Below are 14,734 nucleotides of genomic sequence, written 5' to 3'. Positions count from 1 at the left end.
TACGTGAGGCGTGCCCGCCAACGCCAAAGGGCCGGCGGGCGAGTGGGACGGGGCCGATAGGCTCGACCCGACCATGCAGAGGGAGGGGCCGGCCGTGGCCGACGACAAGGACGCTGACCTGCGCGTACCGGCGGATGTGCCGGGTGCGCTGATGCTGGGGGCGGCAGTGGCCATCATCACACGCCCCCTGTTCTGGATCATGAGTCAGGGAACCCTGGGCTCGATCCTCGGCGGCTTCGACGTCCTGCTCGTCCGCTCGGGGGTGTCGGTCGCGACGCTCGTGGTCATCGAGGGCGGCCTGCTGATCGCGAGCGTGATCACCGCGTTCCTGGCCGCGTTCGCCATCCGGACCGGCGACCCGCGCACCGTGCGCGTCGTCGGGCGCCTCGGCCTGCTCTACCTGGCCGGGACGGCCCTGTACATCGTCTCCGTGCTGGTGTGGGAGGTCCTGTTCATCATCGACAGCGGCCTGTCGGCCGGCCCGCTGCTCTTCCTGATCCTTCCGCTCGGCATCAGCGCGTGGCTGGTGGTGCTGGCGCTGCGGGTGATCCGCTCCTGCCGGGCGACGCTGACTCCCCCCGACCCCGACGGAGCCGATGCGTGACCTCCCCTCAGGAGCCGACGAACCCCACAGGCCCCACCCAGCCCGGCGACCCGGTCGGCGTCACCGACGACTCGCCCTGGCAGGCGGCCCCCGCCGACCCGTGGGCGCACGAGGCGCCCATCGAGCCGTGGGCCGGGCCGGGCCTCGCCCCGACCACGGGCGGGATCGACACCGTCGACGAAGCGCACCCCGCCGTGGCCTCCGCGCCCCTGCCCGGCCAGCGGCCCAACCGCCGACGCCTGCTCGTCATCGGCGCCGCCGCGGTGGCGCTCGTCCTGGTCGCCGCGGCCGCGACGGCGGTCGTGTGGTGGCGCTCCCGCGACGGCGCCGTGACCTTCCACCAGCTCAGCAACCCCAAATCCGTGGGTACGGACGAGGAGAACCCGTCGTTCTACTACGCCCGCACGGCCGTCACCGACAAGCGCGGCTACCTCGCCTGGATCAGCGGCGACAACGTCAGGATCCTCGGCGCCGAGCTGGCCACCGAGGCGCCTGTCAAGCCGGTCACGGTCGGCCCCGGCGACGAGATCAGGTCGCTCGTGCCGGTCGACGACGCGCTGGTGCTCGTGCTCAGCACCTACAGCCCGTCGTCGCGCGCCATCTACGTGATCGACGCCGCCACGCTGAAGACCCGCTGGCACCGCACGCTGGGCGCCGACGAGTGGGTCGAGACCTTCCCGTCGTACGTACTCCTGATTGATCCTGACGCGGACCGCGTGCGCAAGGTCGACGTCAAGGGCGACGGCTCCGCCGACGGGTGGAACCAGCAGTTCGCGGGCGCGTCGTTCCGGGTGGCGTACCCGACCGGGGACCTGTCCGCGCCGGCGTGGGTCAACGGGTGGCCGCTGGCCGCGACCGCCGACCGGTCGCTGCTGATCAGCAAGGACAGCGTCGTCGACGTGTACGACCCGGCCACCGGCGAGAAGAGGAACAGCATCAACGGCGTCCCGTCGTCGAGCAACTCGGCGCTGGTAGTCGACAACGTCTACTACGCGGTCCGCAGCGACCTGGACGGGTATCAGGTCCAGGCGTTCGACCTCACCGGCAAGAAGCAGCCGACGACCATCTACACCGCCGAGCCGAAGGTGTACCTCAACGATCTGTACGCGTGCGGTGGCGGCGTCTGCGTCACGCAGACCACGCTCGGCGGCACCGGTACGAAGGTCATCGCGCTGCCCACCGGGGACGGCACCAAGCCCCGGTGGACGCTGGACGTCTCCGATGTGGACGGCATCACGCCCATCGGCGAGGACACGATGATCGTCGACACCACCAAGGCGCACACGTGGATCGTCGGCAAGGACGGCACCGTCCGGTACGACCGCGAGGCCCGGCTCGGCACCCGGGTGACCGGCGGCAGCGTGCTGCTGTGGAGTGGGCTGGGCACGAGCGCGGAGAGCGTGGGCCTGGAGGGCTACACGGTCGCCGACGCGAGCGCCCAGCCGCTGGGCACGGCCGACGACATCCTGGCCGCCAGGTGCACCTGGAGCACCACGGTCCTGCTCTGCCCGGCCGGCGGCAACCTCGCCTGGTGGACCTTCGCCGACTAGGTCCTGCCCGCGGCAACCCGGGGTTGTCAGCCCTTGCGGCGGCGGGTGACCTCGGCGAGCGTGACAGCGGCCGCCACGCTCGCGTTGAGCGACTCCACGTCCGACGCCATGGGGATGGACACCGTCAGGTCGCACGTCTCGCCGACGAGGCGGGACAGGCCGCGGCCCTCGGAGCCGACCACGACGACGAGCGGTCCGACGGCCGCCTCCAGGTCGTAGAGCGACATCTCGCCGTCCGCGTCCAGGCCGACGACCGTGAAGCCCTCGTTCTGGCAGGCCTTGAGCGCCCGCGTCAGGTTCACCACCTGACTGACCGGGATCCGGGCGGCCGCGCCGGCCGAGGTGCGCCACGCGCTCGCCGTGATGCTGGCGGCGCGGCGCTCCGGCAGGAACACCCCGTGCGCGCCGAACGCCGCCGCCGAGCGGAGCACGGCGCCGAGGTTGCGCGGGTCGGTGACGCCGTCGAGCGCGACGAGCAGCGGGGCGGTGCTCTCCAGGGCGGCGCTGATCAGGTCCTCGAACGGCTCGTACGCGAACGGCGGCACCTGCAGGCCGAGGCCCTGGTGCAGCACGCCGCCGGTCATCCGGTCGAGCTCGGCGCGGCTGATCTCGAGGATCGGCATGCCCCGGTCGCCCGCGGTGCGGACGGCCTCGGCGACGCGCTCGTCGACGTCGATGCCCTGCGCGCAGTAGAGAGCGGTGCCGGGGACGTGGGCGCGCAGCGCCTCGACCACCGGGTTGCGGCCGACGAGCAGCTCGGGGGCGTCCTTCGGCGGGGTGGACCGGCGGCCGGGGGCCACCTTGGGCCCGCTGCGGACGGTGGGCCGGAAGTTGCCCTTGCGCCCGCCCGCGCCGGTGCCCGCCTTGGCCCAGTTGCTGGTGGCCTTCGTGCCCGGCTGGCCGATCTTGGGAGCGCGCCCCTCGGCCGCCGCGGCGCGGCGCTCCTTGTCCTGCTTGCGGGCGGTCTTGGCGGGCAGCGGCTCGTCGCCCGAGTAGCCCTTGTGCCAGGGGCGCTCGTCGGCGGGCAGGGTGCGCCCGCGCCCGGCCAGACTCTGGCGGTTCTTGCCGCCCGAGCCCTTCGCCGCGCCCTTCACCGATGTCGTACGCCGGCCCCGGCGGATCGAGTTGCCGGCCATGATCAGTGCTCCCCTTCGATGGTCCAGCGCGGGCCGTGGACGGTGTCCTCCACGACGACGCCGGCGTTCTTGAGCTGGTCGCGGACCGCGTCGGCGGCCGCCCAGTCCTTGCGGGCCCGGGCCGCCGCGCGCTGCTCCAGCGCGAGTGCCACGAGCGAGTCCACGACGGGGCGCAGCTGGCTGCCCGTCGAGGTGGCCCACTGCGCGTCCAGCGGGTCCAGCCCGAGAACGCCGAGCATAGCCCGTACCCGGGAGAGGACAGCGGCCACGACGGCGCCGTCACCGGCGGTCAGAGCCTCATTTCCGGCGCGGACGGTGTCGTGGATCACGGCCATGGCCTGCGAGGTGTTGAGGTCGTCGTCCATCGCGGCGACGAACTCGGTCGGCAGTTCGCCCGGCTGGCCGGCGCCGACGACCTCGCTGGCGCGCTGGACGAAGCCCTCCAGGCGTTGGTACGCCGAGGCGGCCTCGCGCAGCGCCGCGTCCGAGTAGTCGATCACCGTGCGGTAGTGCGCGACCGTGTAGTAGTAGCGCAGCTCCACGGCCCGCACCCCGGCCGCCTCAAGGGCCGGCAGGTCGATGACGTTGCCGAGCGACTTGCTCATCTTGGACGAGCCCAGGTTGAGCAGGCCGTGGTGCACCCAGAAGCGGGCGAACGGCAGCCCGGCCGCGCGGGACTGGGCGATCTCGTTCTCGTGGTGGGGGAAGACCAGGTCCAGCCCGCCGCCGTGAATGTCGAACTCGTCCCCCAGGTAGCGCCAGCACATGGCGGAGCACTCGATGTGCCAGCCGGGCCGGCCGGGACCCCACGGCGACGGCCAGACGGACGCCGCTGGCTCGCCGGGCTTGGCGCCCTTCCACAGGGCGAAGTCGCGCGGGTCGCGCTTGGCGCGCGCCGGGGCGTCCGGCGACTCCAGCATGGCGTCCGGCTTCTGGTTGGACAGGGCGCCGTAGTCGGCGTACGAGCGCACGTCGAAGTAGACGTCGCCGCAGCCGTCGGTCGCCGGGTAGGCGTGTCCGTCCTCGATGAGCTTCGCGATCAGCTGGTGCATCTCGGGCACGTGGCCGGTCGCGCGCGGCTCGTAGGTCGCGTCGAGCACGCCCAGGCGCGCGTAGTGGTCGGCGAGGATGCGCTCGTTGGCGTACGCCAGCGACCAGAACGGGACGCCGGCCTCGGCCGACTTCTCCAGCACCTTGTCGTCCACGTCGGTGATGTTGCGGATGAACGTCACCCGCAGGCCTGAGTGCTCCAGCCAGCGGCGCAGCACGTCGTAGTTGACGGCCGAGCGAAGATGGCCGATGTGCGGCGGGGCCTGGACGGTGAGCCCACACAGGTAGACGCCCACCTCGCCAGGGATCCGCGGGACAAAGTCCCGCACCGAGCGGGTCGCGGTGTCATAAAGGCGGAGGCTCACGGTACGAGGGTAGCGAATCCGGCCGTAGGCTCACTCACCGTGGCGAGCGAGACCGCACAGACGCTGGACCGTGGCCTGCGGTTGCTGCAACTAGTGGCCGCCGCTCCCAACGGCCTGACCGTCACGGAGGCCGCGGCGGCCCTCGGCGTGGGCCGGGCCGTGGTCTACCGCCTCGCCGGCACGCTGGCCGCGCACGGCCTGCTGCGCCGCGACACCTCCGCCCGCCTGCGCCTCGGCGCCGGCGTCCTGCAGCTGGCCCGCCGGGCGCAGCCGCTGCTCGCCGAGGCGGCCACCCCGCCGCTGCGCCGGCTGGCGGAGGCGACCGGCGCCACCGCGCACCTCACGGTCGCCGACGGCGCCGAGGCGGTCGCCACCCTGGTCGTCGAGCCGACCTGGACCGCCTTCCACGTGGCCTACCGGCCGGGTTCGCGACATCCGCTGGACCGCGGCGCCGCGGGGCGCGCCATCCTGCTCGGTCGCACAGGCATCTTCGAGTACGTCGTGAGTGCGGGCGAACTGCAACGCGGCGCGCACGGCATGGCGGCCCCGGTCCTGGGCGTCGAGGGCCTGGAGGCCAGCGTCGGCGTCGTCGCCTTGACGGCGTTCGACGAGCTGACCACGGCCCCGGCCGTCCTGGACGCGGCCGCGGCCGTCGCAACCGCCCTCACCTGACGTGCCCGTTTCCTGACCGGCTCACCGCCAGGACGATGTTTCGTTCCAAGATCGTCACAGGTGGTCGCCGAGGCTGTTGCAGCCTGCCAAATGTGCGCATTTGGCGAGGGAGAAGCGCAGCGAAGCCGCCAAGAGTGAGCTTTTGGTGAGGTCGCGGGGTGCCCGGCTCGCCAAGAGTGAGCTTTTGGTGAGGTCGCGAGGTCCCTGGCCCGCCAGAAGTGAGCTTTTGGCGAGGGCAAGGCGCAGCTGACCCACCAGGAGTGCACATTTTGCGGGCGTTTAGCGATGGAGACAGCGCTAAGTCCGCAAATCCGGTTATCGGGTGGATCGAGACCGCTCACCAGAGTTGTCGCGCGGACGGCCCAGCCGGCGGCCGCCCGCCACGATCCGGGCTCAGCCCAGCGCCTGGGCCGCCTTGACGGCGGCGTACGCGTCGACGATCCCGGACCCGAACAGGTAGACGTCCGCGCCGCAGTTGTCGGACCGGCCGCCGACCTTCGTCGGCCCTTCGGCCCGCGTGGCCGTACCGCGAAGGATCTTTGTGGTGGTGTCGATGTCGCCGACCAGCTTCGGCTGCGCGGACCACATGAGCGCCACGACGCCGGCGACGTGCGGGGTCGCCATGGACGTGCCGTTCGCCAGCTCCCAGGTGTCGCCCGGGTAGGCGGAGAGCACGTCCACGCCGGGGGCGAGCACGTCGGGTTTGGGCAGGTCGGCGGGGGTAGGGCCGAGGCTGGAGAAGCCCGCGAGGCTGCGCCGCCCGTCGACCGCGCCGACCGTGAGCACGTCGGCGTAGATCGCGGGCGGATCCTTGATCGACCCGCAGCCGGCGGCCCCGTTGTTGCCGGCCGCCGAGACGAAGAAGACGCCCGCCGCCCGGAACGCCGCCGTGGCCGGGGCCAGCACCTTCGCGTCGCAGCCCTCGACCCACGGGCAGCCCCACGAGTTGGTGAGGACCTGCGGCGCGCGCTCGGGCCGCCCGTCGCGCCACGCGTCGCCGCCGGCCGGGAACGGCGCCAGCATGAACTGCAGGCAGTTCAGGTACTCGGCGGGGCTGCCCAGGTTGCGGTCCAGGTTGACGCAGCCCATCCAGGTCGCGCCGGGGGCGACGCCGATGTTGTCGCGGCCCACGGCCGTGCCGGTCGTGTGGGTGCCGTGCCCGTTGTTGTCGGTCGGCGTCGTGGTGTGGTTCCACGGGTCGTACCACGAGTCGTCGCCGCCCCGGAACCCCGCCGCCAGCGCCGGGTGCGCGCCGTCCACCCCGGAGTCGGAGTTGCCGACGGTGATGCCCGCGCCGGTGATGCCGAGCTCCTGCCAGACCTTGTCGGCGCCGATCATCCGGATGTTCCACGGCGGGGTGGCGCCGGGCGCGGCCGCCGAGCCGCGCGCCGCCGGCGCGGCCGCGGGGAGCGGCCGCAGGTCCTGCTCCAGCAGCACCCGGTCGACGTCGTCGCGGCCGGCCCGCCACTCGCGCACGAGCGGCCCGCCCGCCACCGAGATCGCGTTGACCAGGTAGTACGGCGTGTAGTCGAGGTGCCAGGAGTCCAGCTTGCGGCGCAGCGGCGCCTGGGTGCGCTCGGCCGTCGCGACGAGCCGCCGGTAGGTGGAGTCGAGGCGCGCGGCGCGGTCGGCGACCTGCGCGATCCCGGTCAGGTCCGCCTGCTCCTTGAGGATCACGAACAGCCGCTCGCCGTGCAGCCCGGGCTGCCCGACCGCGTAGGCGCCCGCCGCGACGACCGCCACGACGCCCGCGGTGATCGCGGCCGTCGGGCGCCGCCAGGCCCGCCCCGGCACGAACATGAGCGAGTACGCCGTGCCGACGGCCGCCGCCACGACGACGCCGGCCAGGGCGGCGAGGCCGGCCCAGAACAGGACGTCGCGCATGCCGAGCAGGAGCGAGGCCTCCTCGGGGTCGACGAAGGCGAGCGGCCCGAACGCGGCCACGCCGATGAGCCAGCCGGTGCCGCCCGCGCTCAGGGCCGGCCAGGCGCGCACCACGAGGGCGGCGGCGGCGAACCCGAGCGGCGGCAGGATCAGCATCAGGCCGAGCTGGATGCCGCTGGCGCCGATGCCGCTCGCGTACGGCACGAGGGCCACGCCCGCGACCAGGCCGCCGAGCCCCAGCGCCATCGCCCGGCCGGCCGCGAACGCGCCGAAGAACCGCTGGTCGAGCACGCCGGTGGCGAGCCAGCCGACCGCGCCGGCCGCGGCGGCGGCGAGCAGGGTCTCGGTCAGGCCGCCCAGCGCGCCGAGAACGAGCCACGGCAGCAGGACGATCACGCCGGCGAGCGCCCCGGCCAGCCGGCTCGGCCCGACCGCGACCGGGGGTGCTTCCTCCAGGGAAGCAGAGCGCTCTGCTTCCGCGGGGGAAGCGTCCGCGGACGTGCCGACCGCCTCGGCGGGGCCCTCGCGGCGGGCGCGCAGCCAGGCGCGCAGCCAGCGTAGGCCGCGCTGGAACAGGGCGAGGCCGGCCGCCACGATGGCGAGCGTCAGCAGGTACCGCTCGTTGTTGAGCGTCGGCACGGAGCGGGCCCAGGTGAGGACGCCACCGAGGACGGCCGCCAGCGTCCAGGCGCGGGTCGCGACGGGCAGCGCCGCGGCGTCGGGCGCGAACCGCCGGGCGAGCATGCCGATGAACGCGCTCGGCAACGCCACGAGCACGATGACCGCGAACCCGACGACCGGGAACGCCCCGCCCGGCAGCGGCTGGTTGTACCCGATGATGAGCTGCTGCTCGATGAACCACATCACGACCTGCAGGCCGACGACGGATCCGACGACCCAGGCGCCCAGCAGCACGGTCAGGACGATGAAGACGACGTTTTCCCACGCGATGCCGGCCTTCTCGATCGGCTCGGCGGGCTCGGGAGATCCGTGCTGCTGCATACCGGCACGGTACGTCCTGCGGACGAACCACGGGCCGTCGGGCGCGGTTCTGCCGTTAGGGTGGACTCGTGCGTGATCCGTCGGTGTCGCGGTTCACCGCGGCGCGCCTGTCTCCCGGCCGCCGCGAGTCCGATCTGGCCCGGCTGCGGAGCGAGCGCTTCGACGTGCTCGTCATCGGCGGCGGCGTGGTGGGCGTGGGGGCGGCGCTGGACGCCGCGTCCCGGGGCCTGTCCGTGGCCCTGGTGGAGGCCGCCGACCTGGCCGCGGGTACGTCGTCGCGGTCGAGCAAGCTGGTCCACGGCGGCCTGCGCTACCTGGAGCAGCTGGAGTTCGGGCTGGTCCACGAGGCGCTGCGCGAGCGCGGCCTGCTTACCACGCGGCTCGCCCCCCACCTTGTGCGCCCCATGCCGATCCTGGTGCCGCTGCCGGCCGACAAGCTGCACGGCGCCGCTCTGCGCGCCTACTACGGCGCGGGTGTGGCGCTCTACGACGTCTTCGCGGGCGTGAGCCGGGCGGCCGGGCGGGGCATGCCGTTGCACCGGCACCTGAGCGCCGCCGAGGTCCGACGGATCTTCCCGTCGCTGCGCGAGGACGCGGTGGGCGGCGCGATCCGCTACTACGACGCCCAGGTCGACGACGCCCGTCTGGTCACCACGCTGGCCCGGACGGCGGCGAGCCTCGGCGCGGCGGTCGTCACCAGCGCCCAGGTGGTGCGCCTGCTCCGCGACGCCCGCGAGGTGACCGGCGTGCGGGTGCGCGACCGGGAGTCCGATGTGGAGTTCGATGTCGCGGCCCGGACGGTGATCGCGGCGACGGGCGTGTGGAGCGACGACCTGACCGGGATGCTGGCCGGCCCGGGCGGGCCGCCGGTGCGGGCCGGGCTGCGGGTGCGCGCCTCGAAGGGGGTGCACCTGGTGGTGCCCCGCTCGGCGATCACCGGCGAGTCCGGGCTCATCCTGCGTACCCCCACGTCGGTGTTGTTCGTGCTGCCGTGGGGTGGCCATTGGATCATCGGGACGACCGACACCGACTGGGCGTTGGACCGCGCCCATCCGGCCGCGAACGAGCGCGACATCGTCTACCTGTTGGACCAGGTCAACGCCGTGCTGGACCGGCCGCTGACGCCCGCCGACATCGAGGGCGTGTACGCGGGGCTGCGCCCGCTGCTGGCCGCCGAGGCGCGGCCCGGCCGGCGTCCGCACAGCCGCGACGAGTCGTCGTCGGTGCTGTCGCGCGAGCACGCGGTGGTCGAGCCGATGCTGGGCCTGATGCTGGTGGCCGGCGGCAAACTCACCACGTACCGGGTGATGGCCGCCGACGTGGTCGACCGCGCGGCGCGGCGGCTGGGCAACCGGGTGCCGCCGTCGCGCACCGAGCGGCTCCCGCTGGTCGGCGCCGACGGGTACCACCGCCTGTGGACCAACCGGGCCGACGTCGCGCGCCGGCACAACGTGTCGGCCGGCGTGCTGGAGCACCTGCTGGAGCGCTACGGCTCGGCCGCGCTGGAGGTGCTGGCGCTCGTCGACGAGCGCCCCGACCTGGGCCGCCCGCTGGCCGGCGCCCCGGAGTACCTGGCCGCCGAGATCGCGTACGCCGCCCGCGCGGAGGCGGCCCTGCACGTCGAGGACGCGCTGACCCGGCGCACCCGCGTTTCCGTGGAGACGACCCACCGCGGCGCCGACTCCGCGCTCGACGTGGCCGCGATCCTCGGCGACGAGCTCGGCTGGTCCGCCGGGCGCCGCACCGCCGAGGTCGACAACTACCTCGCCCGGGTCGCCGCCGAGCGCGAGTCGCAGCGCATGCTCGACGACCTCACCGCCGACGCCGCCCGCCTCGGCGCCCCGGACGTGCGCGCCAAGATCTAAAGACCGGCCAGCTCGGCCTCGAGGTTGCGGCGGGCCGCCGGCTCGGCCCACGCGGCCAGCGCGGGCGTGTGGAAGAGCCGCGGCAGCCCGAGCAGTCGCCGCAGGACCGCGGCGCGGCCTGCGCGGAACGCGTCCTCCGGAACATGGGAGTACTCCCGACGAACGGCGGTCGCGTACGCCGCGTAGTCGGCGGGGTCGCTGGCGAGGATCGCCAGGTCGGCGTCGACGAGCAGGGCCCCGTTGCGGTCGCCGGGGGCCACGTCGTGGCCGACGGTCAGCTCGACGAGCCGGACGACCTCGGCCACCAGGGGCGCGGGCGCGCCGAGCCCGGTCAGCTCGGCGCGGGCGAGCGCGGCGCTGGCCGCCTCGTTGTCGCCGGCGCGCGGGTCGTAGACGGCGTCGTGGTACCAGGCGGCGAGCCGTACCGCGTCCGGGTCGCTGGCCGCGTCGGCGTACTCGTCGATAACGGTGAGGACGGCGGCCAGGTGCGCCGTGTCGTGGTAGTGCCGCTGCTCCTCGCCCCACCGGGTCAGCAGGGTCGCTCCGACGTCGGTTGCGGTCGCGCCGGGCGCGACCCGGTCGATCAGCCGCTGCCAGTCGCCCGTCAGGTCGTCGTCCGTGGACACGCCCCCGAGTCTGCCGCACGCCACCGGCGCCCGGCCGGATGAATGTCCGATAATAAGTGTTATGTCAGTAATTCGAATGTGTGTCACGGCGGCGGTCGTCGTGGGTGGGCTGGCGTCCGGGCCGGCCACCGCGCAGGCGGGGCTGGGAAAGGCCACGAGCGGGCCGGTCACGGCGGTGGCCGAGCCGACGTGGGCGCGGCTACGGACGCCCGTGGTGTTGGTGCGCAGCGGCGGGTTCGCGGGTGCCTACGACCGGATCGTGATCTCGCGGTCGGGGGCGTGGACGCATCGGGACCTGCGCAGCGGGCTGACCCGCACCGGCCAGCTCGACCGGTGGGACATCCTGCGCCTCGGCCGGCTCCTCGACCGGGCGCGGGGCACGCGACCGGACCCGCCGCGGCCCGCGTGCGCCGACGGGTTCCGGTTCTCGCTGGTCGGCGGCGGCGTACGGGTCAGCTACGAGGAGTGCGGCCAGGACACCGGGCCGGTCGGTGAGGCCGTGCACTTCATCCTGCGGGCCGTCGCCCGCTGACCCGAGATGCCGCGGTGGCGGCGGTGGGCGACGATAGCGGGATGTTGCGTAAGTACCGATGGATCCCCCTCGTCGCGGTCGTCGCCACCGGCGCGCTGCTCAGCGCGTGCGGCGGGCAGAAGCCCGTCACCCCGACGGCGCCCGGCACGACCAGCGTCGCCACGCAGAACGCGCCCGGCGCGCCGCCCGGCGCCGGCATGCTCTCCGGCATCACCGTGCACCGCACCGGCGGCATCGCGGGCGTCGACGAGAAGCTCGTCGTCACCCCGGCCGGCTCGTGGACCTACACCAACGGCAGGACGGGCAAGACCGAGACCGGCAACTTCACGCCGGACCAGGCGCTCGCCCTCACCGAGATCGCGTCCGACCCGGGACTGCCGCAGGCGATCGCCGACAGCGCGCCCAAGGGCGTGTGCAACGACGGCTTCAACTACGCCATCGAGGTTGCGGGCAGGTCCCACCGCCTGGAGGACTGCGGCGAGCTCAAGCCGCTCGTCGGCGCCCTGCTCGGCAAGCTGACCGAGGCCACGCCGCTCTAGTCGACCGTGGGCAGGGGTGGGCCGAGCACGTCGTCGGCGTCGACGATCGTGTAGGCGTACCCCTGCTCCGCGAGGAAGCGCTGCCGGTGCGCGGCGTACTCGGTGTCGATCGTGTCGCGCGAGACGACCGTGTAGAAGTGCGCCTGGCGGCCGTCGGACTTCGGCCGCAGCACCCGGCCGAGGCGCTGGGCCTCCTCCTGCCGCGAGCCGAACGTGCCCGACACCTGGACCGCCACCGCCGCCTCGGGCAGGTCGATCGAGAAGTTGCCGACCTTCGAGATCACCAGCGTGGAGATCTCGCCCGACCGGAACGCGTCGAACAGCCGCTCCCGCTCCTTGTTCGTGGTGGCGCCCTGCACGATCGGGGCGCCCAGGTACTCGCCCAGCTCGTGCAGCTGGTCGATGTACGCGCCGATGACCAGCACCTGGTCGCCCTTGTGCCGGTCGACCAGCGCGCGCACCACGGGCAGCTTCGTGCGCGCCGTCGCCGCCATGCGGTAGCGCTCCTCCGGCTCGGCGACCGCGTAGTTCATCCGTTCGGCGTCCGTGAGCGTCACCCGCACCTCGGTGCAGTCCGCCGGGGCGATCCAGCCCTGCGCCTCGATGTCCTTCCACGGCGCGTCGTAGCGCTTCGGGCCGATCAGCGAGAACACGTCGCCCTCGCGGCCGTCCTCGCGTACCAGGGTGGCCGTCAACCCCAGCCGACGACGGGCCTGCAGGTCCGCGGTGAAGCGGAAGATGGGAGCCGGCAGCAGGTGCACCTCGTCGTAGACGACCAGGCCCCAGTCGCGGGCGTTGAACACGTCCAGGTGCGGGAACGTGCCGCCGCGGCGCGTCGTGAGGACCTGGTACGTGGCGATGGTGACCGGGCGGATCTCCTTGCGCTCGCCCGAGTACTCCCCGATCTCCTCCTCGGTGAGCGAGGTGCGGGCGATGAGCTCGCGCTTCCACTGCCGGCCCGCCACCGTGTTGGTGACCAGGATCAGCGTCGTCGCGCTCGCCTGCGCCATCGCGGCCGCGCCGACCAGCGTCTTGCCGGCGCCGCACGGCAGCACCACGACGCCCGAGCCGCCGGCCCAGAAGTGGTCCACGGCCTCCTGCTGGTACGACCGCAGCGTCCAGCCGTCCGGGCGCAGCTCGATCGGGTGCGCCTCACCGTCGACGTAGCCGGCCAGGTCCTCCGCCGGCCAGCCCAGCTTGAGCAGCGCCTGCTTGAGCCGGCCGCGCTCGGACTGGTGCACCACGATCGTGTCCGGGTCGAGCTGCTGGCCGAGCATGCCGGCGAGCTTCTTCGACTTCGCCACCTCGATCAGGACGGCCCGGTCGGAGGCCTCCAGGACCAGCCCGTGCGTCGGGTGCTTCATCAGCCGCAGCCGGCCGTAGCGGTCCATCGTCTCGGCCACGTCGACCAGCAGGGCGTGCGGCACGGGGTAGCGGGAGAAGCGCAGCAGCGCGTCCACCACGCTCTCCGCGTCGTGCCCGGCCGCGCGGGCGTTCCACAGGCCCAGCGGGGTCAGCCGGTACGTGTGGATGTGCTCGGGCGAGCGCTCCAGCTCGGCGAACGGCGCGATCGCCATCCGGCACGCGAGTGCGTCCTTATGGTCGACCTCGAGCAGCAGCGTCTTGTCGGACTGGACGATCAGTGGGCCGTCAGACACGGGGCGTTCACACCTTCCGGTACGCGCGGACACTCCAGTGTGCCTCAGGCGGCTACTCCTCGAGGACAGCCGACGTGATGCGGTGCAGAGCGAATGTGTGCAGCATCTCGGAACGGTCGTCCTCGGCGCGCAGGTAGCCAGCCGCCATCGACACGGGCCGGACCAGCTTCGAGTTGGTCGCGCCGTGCGCGTCGACGTAACCGACCCAGACCAGCATCTGGTCGCGCATCGCCTGCTGGAGCACCGCGAGCGCCTGGGTGTGCTGCTGGGCCGGGCTGGTCGGCTCGCCGACCAGGTTCAGCCGGGCCTTCGCCGTCGGCGGTCGGCGCACCGAGCGGGCCAGTTTGTCGCCGTGACGCAACTGCTCCACCGCCGCGGCCAGCCGCGGGCCGGTCGGTCTGGGCAGCTCCAGGTCCTCCGGGCGGCCGAACCGCGGGGCCGGGCGGGCCGTGGCGCGCGCCGACTTCGGCTTGGTGACCAGGGTGGCACCCGCGGCGTCCTCGGGCACGGGGGCGTAGCCGGCCTCGCGCAGCGCGTCCAGCAGCCGGCCCGGGCCCGCGCCGGTGACCAGTACGGTCGGGGCCAGCTGGCGCAGCATCAGGGTGGCCAGCCGCCGGTCGGCGAACACCTGCGTGATCAGCGCCTCGTCGTCGCTGCGCAGGTACGCCCCGGCGCCGCCCGAGCGCAGGCCGCCGTGCTTGCGGGAGATGTCGTCGATCAGGTAGGTCAGCGCCTGCGGCAGCGGGGTCGTGGACCGGCGCGCGAACAGGCCGTGCAGGTCGCTCGCGGCGTACCCGGCGTCCAACGCCCGGCGCAGGCTGTCCGCCGTCACCCGGTAGACGCCCGCGCCGCCCCGCGACTCGTGCTCGGCCACCAGCGCCAGCTCGGCCGCGAGCGCCGGGTCGGGCGGGCCGGGCACGACCACGGTCAGGTCCGCCTGCACGAGCAGGTGGTCGACGGGCTGCGGCAGCAGCGACTCCAGGCCGGCGACCAGGGCGTCGGCCGGCTCGTGGGGGTCGCGGTGCAGGCCCAGCGGGTCCGCGTCCGGGTCGCGGTCCGTCTCGGCCAGCAGCAGCCGTCCGTACGAGGTGAGCGCGCCCAGCCCGGTCACGCCGAGGGCGGCCGCCTCGGCCAGGGTGGCGCGGGTGAGCGCCGTCGGGCCGCCCGTCGTGGAGGCCTTGGCGGTGGCCGCGCGCAGGCCGGGGCTCGCCGGTGTGCCGCCCGGCCCGGCCATGACCGTCGTGGTGCCCG

12 protein-coding genes are annotated in these 14,734 nt (G+C 73.9%); 6 read left to right on the top strand and 6 right to left on the bottom strand.

Annotated elements, in window-relative coordinates; all coding sequences use genetic code 11:
• Positions 1-73: 73 nt before the first annotated feature.
• Together ABD211_RS09295 and ABD211_RS09290 are read left to right on the top strand one after the other, a co-directional pair.
• On the top strand, positions 74-604 hold the full coding sequence (locus ABD211_RS09295; RefSeq protein WP_344128373.1) for a hypothetical protein: 531 nt from the start codon (positions 74-76) through the stop codon (positions 602-604).
• On the top strand, positions 601-2,154 hold the full coding sequence (locus tag ABD211_RS09290; protein ID WP_344128371.1) for a hypothetical protein: 1,554 nt from the start codon (positions 601-603) through the stop codon (positions 2,152-2,154). The genes ABD211_RS09295 and ABD211_RS09290 overlap by 4 nt, the downstream gene beginning before the upstream one ends.
• 26 nt (positions 2,155-2,180) lie before the next feature.
• Here the strand turns inward: ABD211_RS09290 and rlmB are convergent, their stop codons facing one another.
• Positions 2,181-3,290: a 23S rRNA (guanosine(2251)-2'-O)-methyltransferase RlmB gene (gene rlmB, locus ABD211_RS09285; RefSeq protein ID WP_344128369.1), complete on the bottom strand. Its 1,110-nt coding sequence runs from the start codon at positions 3,288-3,290 to the stop codon at positions 2,181-2,183.
• 2 nt (positions 3,291-3,292) lie between these two features.
• Positions 3,293-4,705 (bottom strand): cysteine--tRNA ligase, encoded by a 1,413-nt coding sequence (gene cysS / locus ABD211_RS09280; RefSeq protein WP_344128367.1) that lies wholly within the window; start codon positions 4,703-4,705, stop codon positions 3,293-3,295.
• A 39-nt stretch (positions 4,706-4,744) separates the two neighbouring features.
• Between cysS and ABD211_RS09275 the strand changes: the two genes are divergently transcribed.
• Positions 4,745-5,377 (top strand): IclR family transcriptional regulator, encoded by a 633-nt coding sequence (locus tag ABD211_RS09275; protein ID WP_344128365.1) that lies wholly within the window; start codon positions 4,745-4,747, stop codon positions 5,375-5,377.
• Positions 5,378-5,770: 393 nt separating this feature from the next.
• Here the strand turns inward: ABD211_RS09275 and ABD211_RS09270 are convergent, their stop codons facing one another.
• A complete protein-coding gene (locus ABD211_RS09270) occupies positions 5,771-8,263 on the bottom strand; it encodes a S8 family serine peptidase (protein WP_344128363.1) in 2,493 nt (830 codons plus the stop codon).
• A gap of 83 nt (positions 8,264-8,346) precedes the next feature.
• On the opposite strand from ABD211_RS09270, the gene ABD211_RS09265 reads away from it, so the two are divergent.
• Positions 8,347-10,128, top strand: a complete 1,782-nt coding sequence (locus ABD211_RS09265) for a glycerol-3-phosphate dehydrogenase/oxidase (RefSeq protein WP_344128431.1) — start codon at positions 8,347-8,349, stop codon at positions 10,126-10,128.
• On the opposite strand, the gene ABD211_RS09260 is transcribed toward ABD211_RS09265, so the two are convergent.
• Complete coding sequence (locus ABD211_RS09260; RefSeq protein WP_344128361.1) at positions 10,125-10,754, bottom strand: HD domain-containing protein; 630 nt, start codon at positions 10,752-10,754, stop codon at positions 10,125-10,127. The genes ABD211_RS09265 and ABD211_RS09260 overlap by 4 nt on opposite strands.
• A 61-nt stretch (positions 10,755-10,815) precedes the next feature.
• Here ABD211_RS09260 and ABD211_RS09255 point away from each other — a divergent pair, with 61 nt between their 5' ends.
• Together ABD211_RS09255 and ABD211_RS09250 are read left to right on the top strand one after the other, a co-directional pair.
• Positions 10,816-11,286 (top strand): hypothetical protein, encoded by a 471-nt coding sequence (locus tag ABD211_RS09255; RefSeq protein ID WP_344128359.1) that lies wholly within the window; start codon positions 10,816-10,818, stop codon positions 11,284-11,286.
• A 41-nt stretch (positions 11,287-11,327) separates the two neighbouring features.
• Complete coding sequence (locus tag ABD211_RS09250) at positions 11,328-11,825, top strand: hypothetical protein (RefSeq protein WP_344128357.1); 498 nt, start codon at positions 11,328-11,330, stop codon at positions 11,823-11,825.
• Here the strand turns inward: ABD211_RS09250 and ABD211_RS09245 are convergent.
• Both ABD211_RS09245 and ABD211_RS09240 read right to left on the bottom strand, forming a co-directional pair.
• Positions 11,822-13,483, bottom strand: coding sequence for a DNA repair helicase XPB (locus ABD211_RS09245; protein WP_344128355.1), 1,662 nt, complete (start codon positions 13,481-13,483; stop codon positions 11,822-11,824). The two genes, ABD211_RS09250 and ABD211_RS09245, sit on opposite strands and share 4 nt — an antisense overlap.
• A 52-nt stretch (positions 13,484-13,535) precedes the next feature.
• Positions 13,536-14,734: helicase-associated domain-containing protein (locus ABD211_RS09240; RefSeq protein ID WP_344128353.1), on the bottom strand; the 1,199-nt coding region annotated here is incomplete at its 5' end.

It is taken from the genome of Luedemannella flava, from assembly GCF_039528515.1.
GTDB classification, from domain to species: Bacteria; Actinomycetota; Actinomycetes; order Mycobacteriales; family Micromonosporaceae; genus Luedemannella; species Luedemannella flava.
Note: the sequence above shows the minus strand (reverse complement) of the source record. Positions and strands in the feature narration are given on the sequence as shown.